Annotated in this window: 12 protein-coding genes; 6 read left to right on the top strand and 6 right to left on the bottom strand. The window is 67.8% G+C overall.

Going from position 1 to position 10,733, the window contains the following annotated elements; all coding sequences use genetic code 11:
- Positions 1 to 30: 30 nt before the first annotated feature.
- A complete protein-coding gene (locus tag KK7_RS0109880; RefSeq protein WP_010544483.1) occupies positions 31 to 654 on the bottom strand; it encodes a DNA-3-methyladenine glycosylase family protein in 624 nt (207 codons plus the stop codon).
- A 63-nt stretch (positions 655 to 717) separates the two neighbouring features.
- On the opposite strand from KK7_RS0109880, the gene KK7_RS0109885 reads away from it, so the two are divergent.
- Positions 718 to 1,035: a 2Fe-2S iron-sulfur cluster-binding protein gene (locus KK7_RS0109885; RefSeq protein ID WP_010544484.1), complete on the top strand. Its 318-nt coding sequence runs from the start codon at positions 718 to 720 to the stop codon at positions 1,033 to 1,035.
- Between the two features lie 21 nt (positions 1,036 to 1,056).
- On the opposite strand, the gene KK7_RS0109890 is transcribed toward KK7_RS0109885, so the two are convergent.
- Both KK7_RS0109890 and infC read right to left on the bottom strand, forming a co-directional pair.
- Positions 1,057 to 1,941 carry a glycoside hydrolase family 16 protein gene (locus KK7_RS0109890; RefSeq protein ID WP_010544485.1) on the bottom strand — a complete coding sequence of 295 codons (885 nt, stop codon included), beginning with the start codon at positions 1,939 to 1,941 and terminating at the stop codon, positions 1,057 to 1,059.
- Positions 1,941 to 2,477 carry a translation initiation factor IF-3 gene (gene infC / locus KK7_RS0109895; protein WP_029623153.1) on the bottom strand — a complete coding sequence of 179 codons (537 nt, stop codon included), beginning with the start codon at positions 2,475 to 2,477 and terminating at the stop codon, positions 1,941 to 1,943. Before infC ends, KK7_RS0109890 begins: the two co-directional genes overlap by 1 nt.
- Positions 2,478 to 2,729: 252 nt before the next feature.
- Here infC and KK7_RS0109900 point away from each other — a divergent pair, with 252 nt between their 5' ends.
- Positions 2,730 to 3,422 (top strand): hypothetical protein, encoded by a 693-nt coding sequence (locus KK7_RS0109900; RefSeq protein ID WP_010544487.1) that lies wholly within the window; start codon positions 2,730 to 2,732, stop codon positions 3,420 to 3,422.
- Between the two features lie 49 nt (positions 3,423 to 3,471).
- Here KK7_RS0109900 and thrS read toward each other — a convergent pair whose 3' ends face one another.
- A complete protein-coding gene (gene thrS / locus KK7_RS0109905; RefSeq protein ID WP_193378011.1) occupies positions 3,472 to 5,463 on the bottom strand; it encodes a threonine--tRNA ligase in 1,992 nt (663 codons plus the stop codon).
- A gap of 359 nt (positions 5,464 to 5,822) precedes the next feature.
- Here thrS and KK7_RS0109910 point away from each other — a divergent pair, with 359 nt between their 5' ends.
- On the top strand, positions 5,823 to 6,179 hold the full coding sequence (locus tag KK7_RS0109910) for a VOC family protein (RefSeq protein ID WP_010544489.1): 357 nt from the start codon (positions 5,823 to 5,825) through the stop codon (positions 6,177 to 6,179).
- A gap of 350 nt (positions 6,180 to 6,529) precedes the next feature.
- Here KK7_RS0109910 and KK7_RS0109915 read toward each other — a convergent pair whose 3' ends face one another.
- Together KK7_RS0109915 and KK7_RS0109920 are read right to left on the bottom strand one after the other, a co-directional pair.
- Positions 6,530 to 7,552, bottom strand: coding sequence for a D-cysteine desulfhydrase family protein (locus KK7_RS0109915; protein WP_010544490.1), 1,023 nt, complete (start codon positions 7,550 to 7,552; stop codon positions 6,530 to 6,532).
- Positions 7,549 to 8,367, bottom strand: coding sequence for an LD-carboxypeptidase (locus tag KK7_RS0109920; RefSeq protein ID WP_010544491.1), 819 nt, complete (start codon positions 8,365 to 8,367; stop codon positions 7,549 to 7,551). Before KK7_RS0109920 ends, KK7_RS0109915 begins: the two co-directional genes overlap by 4 nt.
- Positions 8,368 to 8,406: 39 nt before the next feature.
- Here KK7_RS0109920 and KK7_RS0109925 point away from each other — a divergent pair, with 39 nt between their 5' ends.
- From KK7_RS0109925 to KK7_RS0109935, 3 genes are all read left to right on the top strand, one after another.
- Positions 8,407 to 9,801: a UDP-N-acetylmuramate--L-alanine ligase gene (locus KK7_RS0109925; protein ID WP_010544492.1), complete on the top strand. Its 1,395-nt coding sequence runs from the start codon at positions 8,407 to 8,409 to the stop codon at positions 9,799 to 9,801.
- A 246-nt stretch (positions 9,802 to 10,047) separates the two neighbouring features.
- Entirely contained in the window at positions 10,048 to 10,461 is a 414-nt protein-coding gene (locus tag KK7_RS0109930; protein WP_010544493.1) for a hypothetical protein, read from the top strand.
- Positions 10,458 to 10,667, top strand: a complete 210-nt coding sequence (locus KK7_RS0109935) for a helix-turn-helix transcriptional regulator (protein WP_010544494.1) — start codon at positions 10,458 to 10,460, stop codon at positions 10,665 to 10,667. Before KK7_RS0109930 ends, KK7_RS0109935 begins: the two co-directional genes overlap by 4 nt.
- Positions 10,668 to 10,733 lie beyond the last annotated feature (66 nt).

Raw genomic sequence — 10,733 nt, forward strand, 5'->3', positions numbered from 1 at the left:
CGTGATCTTTGAGATCGGCCACGGGGGCGTTCAGATGGCGCTCTTCACCATGCCGTAATGGTGCCATGCGAAGATCGCCGCCGCGCCGCGGTGCGGGCGCCATGTCTCGGACCATTCCCGCGTCAGCTTCTCGCTGGGGCGCTCCGGATGACCGAGGATGCGGCCGATCTCGATCTGCACCGCCAGGTCGCCCGCCGGCCAGATATCCGGGCGGCCCTCGGCGAACAGCAGATAGATCTCCGCCGACCAGCGGCCGATGCCCTTGATGCGGGTGAGCGCGGCGATCGCTTCCTCGTCGTCCACGGGCAGCGCGGTCAGGTCGAGCGCGCCGCTGGTCACCTGTTCGGACAGGCTGCGGGCATAGCCCATCTTCTGGCGCGACAGGCCGGCGCTGCGCAGCAGCTCGTCGCTGGCGGCCGCGAGCAATGCGGGGTCTTCGGCATCGCCCAGCACCGCATCCAGCCTGTTCCACACGGCGGTGGCGGCGGCGACACTCACTTGCTGGCCCACGATCGTGCGCAGCAGCGTGGCATAGCCGGGCGCGCGGATGCGCGGCTCGGGATAGCCGGCCCGTTCGAGTGCGGCGGCGAAGGCGGGTTCGAGCGCCGCCAATGCGTCGATCGACCCCTTTAGCTGGTCGGCGGTCAGGCCCATGGATTGGCTCCTTGAAACGGGCTCGGTTCACCGGCATGGACGCCGGAAACCAAGGAGAAGCAGATGCCCCAGCTTACGGTCGTGACGCGTGACGGAACCGAACGGACGGTAACCGGCGAGGCCGGTCTCAGCGTGATGGAAGTCATTCGCGACAACGGTTTCGATGAACTGCTGGCGCTGTGCGGCGGCTGCTGCAGCTGCGCCACCTGCCATGTGCATGTCGACCCGGAATTTGCGGACAAACTGCCGAAGATGAGCATGGACGAGGACGACCTGCTGGACAGCGCCGGCGATCGCGATGCGACCTCGCGGCTTTCCTGCCAGATTCCGTTCACGGATGCGCTGGACGGCCTGCGCGTGCGGATCGCCGCCGAGGACTGAGATCGGGAAGGGGCGGGCAGGTCACCGCCCCTTTTTCTGCTCCGGCACCTGCCAGACTCGAACATAGTCGACCTCCATCCGCGACGGGAAGGCGGCGCGATCGATGCCTTGCATGCCGCCCCAGCCGCCCACGGCGAGGTTGAGCAGCAGATATTGCGGCTTGTCGAACGGCCAGGTGGCGGGATCCCCCTTATGGTCGTTGTCGAAGCGCATATAGGCGTGGCCATCGACGCCGATCAGAATGCGGTCGCGGTTCCAGTCGAGCTGATAGCGGTGGAAGGCGGTGCAGGCATCCGCCACGCGGGCGGTGGCACCCTTCTGGGTGTGCCGGGCGTGGTTGTAGGCGCCGGTATGGATGGTGCCGTGGATCGTCTGCGGATCCCAGCCGACCTGCTCCATCACGTCGATCTCGCCCTGGTGCGGCCAGCCGGTCTTGCCGTCGGCCCCGAGCAGCCAGATGGCCGGCCAGAGGCCCTTGCCGCAGGGAAGCTTGGCGCGGACCTCGACGAAGCCATAGGTCCAGCTGGCGAGGCCGCGGGTGAACAGGCGCACGGAGCTATAGTCCTGGCCGCCATAATCGGGTTCGCTCGACAGGCGCTCGCGGCGGGCCTCGAGGATCAGGCGGCCCTGTTCGATCCGCGCATTCTCGGCGCGGTTGGCAGCGTAATATTGCCGCTCGTCATTGTACCAGCCCTGCTTGTTGCGGGCGGTGTCGTAGGACCAGCGTTTGGGGTCGGGCAGGCGGCCGGAGTCGAACTCGTCGGCCCAGGCGAGTCGCGCCGCCCTGGGCATGGCGATCGGCTCGTTCGCGGCGGCAGGAACCGGCGGCAGGGCCGCGGTCTGCGCCCCCGCTGCGGCCGGCAGGAATGCGGCGGCGGCCGCGAACGCAAGCCGCCGCGCACGCATCACTTGGGCGAGAGCACCATCAGCATCTGACGGCCTTCCATGCGCGGATAGCTCTCGACCTTGGCCACTTCCGCGGCGTCCTGCTGGACGCGCTGGAGCAGTTGCATGCCGAGCTGGCCATGCGAAAGCTCACGACCACGGAAGCGCAGGGTGATCTTCACCTTGTCGCCTTCGCCGATAAACTTCAGCACGTTACGCATCTTCACGTCGTAATCGTGATCGTCGATGTTGGGACGCATCTTGATCTCTTTGATCTCCTGCGTCTTCTGGGTCTTGCGTGCGAGGTTTGCCTTCTTCTGCGCCTCGTACTTGAACTTGCCCACATCGAGGAACTTGGCGACGGGCGGATCGGCATTGGGCGACACTTCGACGAGGTCGAGCCCGACCTCGGCAGCCTGCGCCATTGCCTCACGCGTGTACATCACGCCAAGATTTTCGCCGTCCTGGTCGATCACACGAACCTTGGGCGACTGGATGAATTCGTTAAACCGCGGCCCGTTCAGCGGCATCGCGGGCGCCATCGGGCGCCGGGGCATGGGAGAACGTATAAGACTAGCTCCTGTAGTTGATCAGGGCCCTATATAGACCTTTCCTCGGCCCGAGAGAAGGTCCCACGCAGTTCATTTCGCTGCGAATCTCGCATTGTTTTCTTGGGTGCGCTTGCCCCGTTCTCGGTGCGGTCGCGGAGAAAAATGGCAGGCATTTCCGGCATCTCAGTCGGAAAGCGCATATAATGGCTTGGGGCGCCGCGCTGGCGCCGACGATGCCGGCAACTTGGGGACTTTGTAATGACGCGGATTTGGATGGCGGCGCTTTGCGTCGCGGCAGGCACCACCACGCCTGCGCTGGCGCAGGAGCGCGCGGGCGACGGGCAGGGCAAGCTGAGCCTCGGCGTGACGGCCGGCACGCTCGGCATCGGGCCGGAGATCGGCTACCGCGCCAACCAGACGATCGGGGTGCGCGCCAATGGCGGCTTCCTGGGGCTCGACCATGACTTCACCTCGGGCGGCATCGACTATGCCGGCCATGCCAAGCTCGCCTCGGGCGGGGTGATTGTCGACCTCTATCCGTTCGGCGGCGGCTTCCGGCTCTCGGCCGGTGCGCGCTACAACGGCACCGACGGGCGCGTGCGGGCGACGCCGACCGGCCCGACCCAGATCGGCAGCCTAGTGTTCACGGCCCAGCAGATCGGCACCATCACCGGCCGCGCTGATGTGCGCGAATTCGCACCGCAGCTGACGCTCGGCTATGGCGGCAAGCTGCGCAAGGGACTCGGCTTCACCATCGAGGCCGGCGCGCTGTTCCAGGGCGCGGTGCGCATCCGCGACTTCACCTCGAACGGCACGCTTTCGACCGACCAGACGCTGGCGGGCACCACCTATCGGAACGAACTCGCCAAGCAGCGCCAGAAGCTGCAGGACACTGCGAATGACTATCAGGTCTACCCGATCCTGCAGCTCGGGCTGAACTATCGCTTCTGAAAAGTGCGGGCGGCGCCTGGAGGTGCCGCCCGCCCCTTGATACTGGACCTTAGCGCAGGTCCGGTGCCAGCGCCTCGGCCTTGAGCCGCTCGATCGCCTCGTCCAGCGTCAGCATGGTCTGGCCCTGGCTGCCGAGCACGCGGAGTGCCACGGTGCTCTCCTCGGCCTCGCGCTTGCCGACCACCAGCAGGTTGGGCACCTTGGCGAGCGAGTGCTCGCGCACCTTGTAGTTGATCTTCTCGTTGCGCAGGTCGCTCTCGACGCGGATGCCCGCGGCCTGGAGCTTCGCCACCACCTCGCGGGCATAGTCGTCCGCATCCGAGACGATCGTCGCGACCACCGCCTGCACGGGCGCGAGCCAGGTCGGCAGCTTGCCGGCGAAATGCTCGATCAGGATGCCGATGAACCGCTCGTACGAGCCGAAGATCGCGCGGTGGAGCATCACCGGCCGGTGGCGCTCGCCATCTTCACCGACATAGCTCGCATCGAGCCGCTCGGGCAGCACCCGGTCCGACTGGATGGTGCCGACCTGCCAGGTGCGGCCGATCGCATCGGTGAGGTGCCATTCGAGCTTGGGCGCGTAGAAGGCGCCTTCGCCGGGCAGTTCCTCCCAGCCATATTCGGGCGTGGCGAGGCCGGCGGCGACCACCGCGTCGCGCAACTCGTTCTCGGCCTGGTCCCACATCTCCTCGGTGCCGAAGCGCTTCTCCGGGCGCAGCGCCAGCTTGATCGCATAGGTGAAGCCGAAATGCTTGTAGACCCGGTCGGCGAGCGCGCAGAACGCCTTCACCTCGTCGACGATCTGGTCCTCGCGGCAGAAGATGTGGCCGTCGTCCTGGGTGAACTGGCGGACGCGCATCAGCCCGTGCAGCGCGCCGTGCGGCTCGTTGCGGTGGCAGCAGCCATTCTCGACGAGGCGCATCGGCAGGTCGCGATAGGACTTGATGCCCTGCTTGAAGATCAGCACGTGCGCCGGGCAGTTCATTGGCTTGAGCGCCATCCACTGGGCGTCGTTCGACACCATGGGGCCCTTGTCCTCGATGTTCGGCGTCTCGTCGGGGATGACGAACATGTTCTGGCGATACTTGCCCCAGTGGCCGGACTGCTCCCACTGGCGCGCATCCATCACCTGCGGGGTCTTCACTTCCTTGCTGCCCGCGGCGTTGACCGCGCGGCGCATATAATCCTCGAGCACGCGGTAGATGACATAGCCGTTGGGGTGCCAGAATACCGAGCCATGCGCCTCCTGCTGGAGGTGGAACAGGTCCATCTCCGCGCCGAGCTTGCGATGGTCGCGCTTGGCGGCTTCTTCCAGGCGCGTCAGATGCTCCTGAAGCTGCTTCTTGTTCAGCCAGCCGGTGCCGTAGATGCGGCTGAGCATCGCGTTCTTCTGGTCGCCGCGCCAATAGGCGCCCGACACGCGGGTGAGCTTGAACGCATCCGCCGCGACCTTGCCGGTCGAAGCGAGATGGGGCCCGCGGCACATGTCGAGCCAGGCGTCCTCGCCCTTGCCGGCGCGATACACCGTGAGTTCCTCGCCCTCGGGCAGTTCCTTTGCCCATTCGGCTTTGAAAGTCTCGCCCTGCGCGGTCCAGCGCGCGATCAGGTCGGCGCGCGACCAGACTTCGCGGATCAGCGGCTCGTCGCGCGCGATGATGCGGCGCATCTCCTCCTCGATCGCCGGCAGGTCCTCCTCGGTGAAGGGGCGGTCCTTGGGGGCGAAGTCGTAATAGAAGCCGTCGTCGGTCGACGGGCCGAAGGTGATCTGCGTGCCGGGGAACAGGTTCTGCACCGCTTCGGCCAGGATATGCGCATAATCGTGGCGCACCAGGTCGAGCGCGTCGGCCTCGTCCCTGGCGGTGACGAGCGCGAGTTGGGCATCGCCCTCGAACGGGCGGCCGATGTCGCGCAGCTCGCCATCGACGCGCGCGGCGAGCGCCGCCTTGGCCAGACCCGGACCGATCGCCGCGGCGATGTCCGCCGGGGTAGTCCCCGGGGCTACCTCGCGGACGGAACCGTCGGGCAGCGTAATGCGGAACATCTCGGACACGGGAGGAACCCCTTTCATGGGTGTGGAACGGAGCGCGGCTTATGCCCGCGCGGGGGCGATATAGGCAAGCGCTCGCGAAAAGGGGATGGGGCGGGGGATTTCGGGGTGGTGCCGCCCTTCTTCTCCTCCCCCTTGACGGGGGAGGATAGCGCAGCTTGCCGCTTCAGCGGCTAGCGAAGCTTGGAGAGGGTGAGCGGCGCGCAGCGCCGCGCGATTTGCGTCCCGCAAATCGCCCCCTCTCCCTCCCACTGCCTGCGGCAGCGGGCCCCTCCCTCCCCCGCCAGGGGGGAGGGGTTGGTAGCGAACGCTTTGGGGTGGCGCACCCTGCCCGGCCAGCATAGCCTGCGGGCATGGACGCCAGCCACCACATCGTCGCCATCCTGCCCTGCCGCGACCTCGACGCGAGCACCGAGTTCTACCGCCGGCTGGGGCTGGAGGTGGCCAGCGATTACGGCCACTACCGCATCCTGGAAGACGGCCGCGGCTGGCACCTGCACCTGCGGCACGAGGCGAACACGCCCCAGGCGCCGGACAATCCCTTCGGGCTGTACCTTTATGTCCAGGATGTCGACGCGGTGGCGGATCGGGTGCGCGCGGCGATCATCCAGCCGGGCACGCCGCATGCGATGCCGTGGGGGACGTACGAGTTCGCGGTGTCCGATCCCGATGGCGCGCTGGTGCGGGTTGGGCGGGTGTTGGCGGAGTAAATATAGATTGGAGCGTTCCGCGGAACGCCAGTTGAACGCAATTCACCCCGCGAAGCGGTTATTTCTCTGCCGTGTTTACGCAAATTTAGCCGGAGTTAAAAGTCGTGCGATTACCTATTCGAAACTACTTAGATGCGCCGCTAACAATCTTTATAGAACCGACCTGCCACCAGTTTGACGTGCCGCCTCGTGGCGAAGTATGGGTTTTTCTCGAAGACGGGCATTCGCACTCGATCGACATTCATCCTGAAAACTGGGTATCAATCTGGAACGAGGGCACAGAATTGGCCGCTGTCGAAGTGTTCGCTGAGCACCAGTCCTCGACACCCGGGCGCTGAGGCGGCGCGAAGCTATCCGCCAAACACCTCCCGATACGCAAACAGCCCCGGAACGCCGCCGGTCATGACGTACAGCACCGCCTCGCCCGGCTGGAACGCGCCGCCCCGGATCGCCGCCAGCAGCCCGGCGAACGCCTTGCCGCTGTAGACGGGGTCGAGCAGCAGGCCCTCGGTGCGGGCGAGCAGTTCCACCGCTTCGCGCATCGCCTCCGTGGGGATGCCATAGCCGGGCCCACGCTGGCTGCCGTCGATCACCACCTCCGCCGCCGACACGCTACCCGGCAGGGCGTTGGCGGCGAGCGTCGCCTCGGCCAGCGCCAGCGTTTCGGCATGGGCGCGCTCGGGGGCGGCGAGGACGGCGTAGGACTGGACGCGCGCCACCTCCGCGCCCGCGGCCGCCATGCCGGCTGCGAGGCCGGCATGGGTGCCGGCGCTGCCATTGGGCACGACGATGCGGGCGAAGCGCTCGCCCAGCGCCGCCTCCTGGTCCAGGATTTCCCAGGCGCAGGCGACATAGCCGAGCGCGCCGACCGGCGACGATCCGCCCGCACCGACCACATAGGGTTTGCGCCCCGCCGCCCGCAGCGTCGCGGCGCGGGTGTGGGCGAAGGCGAGCGGGTCGGTGTCGCCGGGCACGCGGTGCACGGTCGCGCCGAAGATCGCGTCGAGCAGGAGGTTGCCGTTGCCGCGATAGTCGGGGTCGTGGCGCGGCACGACATCGGCCAGCACCAGCTCGCAGGCGAGCCCCATCCGCGCCGCCGCCGCCGCGCTCAGCCGGGCATGGTTGGATTGCAGGCCGCCGGTGGTGACGAAGGTGTCGCAGCCTCGCGCGATCGCGTCGCCGAGCAGGAATTCGAGCTTGCGCAGCTTGTTGCCGCCGCCGCCGATGCCCGCCACATCGTCGCGCTTCGCATAGATCTGCACCCCCGTGCCGAGCGCCGCCTCCAGCCGCGCCAGCCGCTCGATCGGCGAGGGGTGGGCGAGCAGCGATACCGCGCCGTGGCGCTGGCGCAGGGCGTGCGGATCGGGGCTCATGCGACGCCGAACGGCACGACATGGTTGGTCGCAATGTGCCCGATCGCGCAGCGGCCGAGATAGGGGACGCCCATCTCCTTGCACCAGCGGACGATCATCTCGTCCACCGTCTCGCCGAAGGGCGGGTCGTTCTCGGCGATCGCGGTCACCGCGCCCAGGCGGATGCCGGCGATGCCCTTCAGCTGCTCGGCATGGGCCATGTTGAACAGCATCCGGTCGATCCGATACAGCGGCTCGTCCACTTCCTCGATCATCAGCACATGGTCGGTGAGGTCGGGCAGGTACTTGCTGCCGATCAGCGAGGTGAGGATCGCGAGGTTGAAGGCGGCGGCGGGGCGGCCGTCGGCGAGTGCGGGGTCGAGCCCGCGGCGGTCGCGCTCGATCAGCCAGCCCAGCGCCCAGCCGGTATCGACCCCCGCATCGTTCTTGCCGATGCTGCTCGCCATCGAGGCATGGACGGGATGGCCGATGCCGCGGGCGTAGAGCGCGCCGAGCAGGAACCCCATGTCGGAGAAGCCCATGTACGTCTTGCGCCGCGCCGCCTCGCCGAGGTGTGGCATCACCGCGTCGAGGATGCGGTTCGAGCCATAGCCGCCGCGCGCGAACCAGATCGCGTCGATCGCGGGATCATTGGCGAACTCCAGGAACGCCGCCGCGCGCTCGGCATCGGTGCCGGCGAAATGGCCCGCCGAAAGATAGCATTGCGGGTGGAACACCACCTCATGCTCGGGGTAGGTGAGCGCCATGAACGCCGCCATGCGGGCAGACGATTCCCGGGTGACTGGCCGCGCCGGCGCGACGACTCCGATCCGCATATGCTTGTATGGTCTCCTCGCTTCGCCGATAGCGTGCCCATGCAGCATGGCAAAGCAACCTTCTTCGTAGGGATCGGCGGTTCGGGGATGATGCCGCTGGCGATGATCCTCGCCGGCCGGGGCGCCCGGGTCTCGGGTTCGGACCGCAGCCTGGATGGCGGGCGGCTGGCCTCCAAGTTCGACTGGCTCCGCTCGCGCGGGGTGGACCTGTTCCCGCAGGACGGCAGCGGCGTGCAGTCGGCCGAGCAGGTGGTGGTCGCCTCCGCCGCGATCGAGCCCACCGTGCCGGACATGGTCCGCGCGGCCGAACTGGGCTGCGCGCGGATGTCGCGGGCGGAGTTGTTGGCGAGCCTGTTCAATGCGTCCGCGCTGCCGATCGGCGTGGCGGGTACCAGCGGCAAGTCGACCGTGACGGGGATGATCGGCTGGATCCTCCACGCCTGCGGGCGCGACCCCACCGTGATGAACGGCGCGGTGATGAAGAATTTCGCGGGGCCCGACGCGCCGTTCGCCAGCGCGCTGGTGGGGGCGGGGGACGCGTTCGTCAGCGAGGTGGACGAGAGCGACGGTTCGATCGCCAACTACTGGCCGCGGATCGCGGTGCTCAACAATGTCAGCCTCGACCACAAGTCGCTGGAGGAATTGCGGCTGCTGTTCGGCGCCTTTGCGGGCAAGGCGGCGACGACGGTGGTCAATGTCGGCGATGCCGAGAGCGCGGCGCTGGCGGCGGGGCTGGATCGGGGCCGCACGCTGACCTTCGCGGTGGAAGGCGAGGCGGACCTGATGGCGCGGAACCTCGCGCCGGAAGCCTTTGCGATCGGCTTTGATCTTGTGACGGGTGAGACCGCGCGCGGGGTGCGGCTGCAGGTGCCGGGACGGCACAATGTCGCCAACGCGCTGGCGGCGATCGGCGCGGCGACGGCGGCGGGGGTGTCGCTGGCGGATGCGTGCGCGGCCGTGGAGGGCTTTACCGGGCTGCGGCGGCGGTTCGAGCTGGTCGGCACGGCCGGCGGCGTGTCGGTGATCGACGATTTCGGGCACAACCCGGACAAGATCGCCGCGACGCTCGATACGCTGCACGCCTTTCCTGGGCGGTTGCTGCTGCTGTTCCAGCCGCACGGCTATGGCCCGCTCAAGGTGATGCGTCGCGAGCTGGTCGCGATGTTCGCAACGAAGCTGGGCGCCGAGGACCTGCTGGTGCTGCCGGACCCGGTCTATCACGGCGGCACCGTCGCCCGTGAGGTGACCAGCGCGGACATCGTCACCGATGTCGCGGCGACCGGTGCGCAGGCGCTGCACTTTCCGGGGCGCGAGGCGGCGGCGGCGCATCTCGTGGCGCAGGCCCGGCCGGGCGACCGCATCGTGGTGATGGGCGCCCGCGACGATACGCTCAGCCAGCTCGCCGAGGAAATGGTGACGCGGCTCGCCAAGTAAATTCCTCCCCGGCACGGGGAGGGGGACCGCGCGGCGCAGCCGCGTGGTGGAGGGGCCGCGCCGGAGGCGCGGTGCTCGTCGGTAGCGCTGGACACACCGCCGCTCGCGCGGCGGCCCCTCCACCATGTGCTGGCGCACATGGTCCCCCTCCCCGTGCCGGGGAGGAATTTGGTATGTCAACCACGCTTGACATGTAAAGCGTGGTTGACGTAAAGCTTGCTTGTCTGATTCGCAAGGAGGCTTTACATGGTTTCGCGAACTGCTGCTGCCCGCCGCTATATGCGGCGCTTCGTGCCGACGATGATCGGCTATGTCGTTCTGGTAATCGGGACGAGCCTGGCCGTGTCGCGGTTCCATCCCGCCGGCGGGGCGCTCGTCGCGCTCTCGATCCTGCCGGCGCTGCCGATCCTCGGCATGCTGCTGGTGATCGGCTTGTATGTGCGCGAGGAGACCGACGAGTATCTGCGCCAGCGGCTCGTTACCGCGATGCTGTTCGGCATCGGGGTGGTGCTCGCGGCAGCGACGGTGCTCGGCTTTCTCCAGATCTATCGCGTCCTCGGCCAGATCGACGTGTTCTGGGCATTCCCGCTATGGTGTGCCAGCTGGGGCCTCGCGCAGTGCGTGCTGGCTTGGCGCGATCGGGCGGGAGACGCGGCATGAACAACCGCCTCCGCGTGCTCCGCGCCGAGCGGGCGTGGAGCCAGCAGGATCTCGCCGAACGGCTCGAGGTCTCGCGCCAGAGCGTCAACGCCATCGAGACCGGCCGCTACGATCCGTCGCTGCCGCTCGCCTTCAAGATCGCCGATCTGTTCGGCCTCGCGATCGAAGATATCTTCGTGAACCCCGCCAAGGAGCAGGACCAATGATGCACGCCCTCTGCTTTGCCGCGTCCCGCGTTTCCACCGCCCGCTGGCTGGCCATGGCCGGGGGGA

It is taken from the genome of Sphingomonas elodea ATCC 31461 (assembly GCF_000226955.1).
GTDB classification, from domain to species: domain Bacteria; phylum Pseudomonadota; class Alphaproteobacteria; order Sphingomonadales; family Sphingomonadaceae; genus Sphingomonas; species Sphingomonas elodea.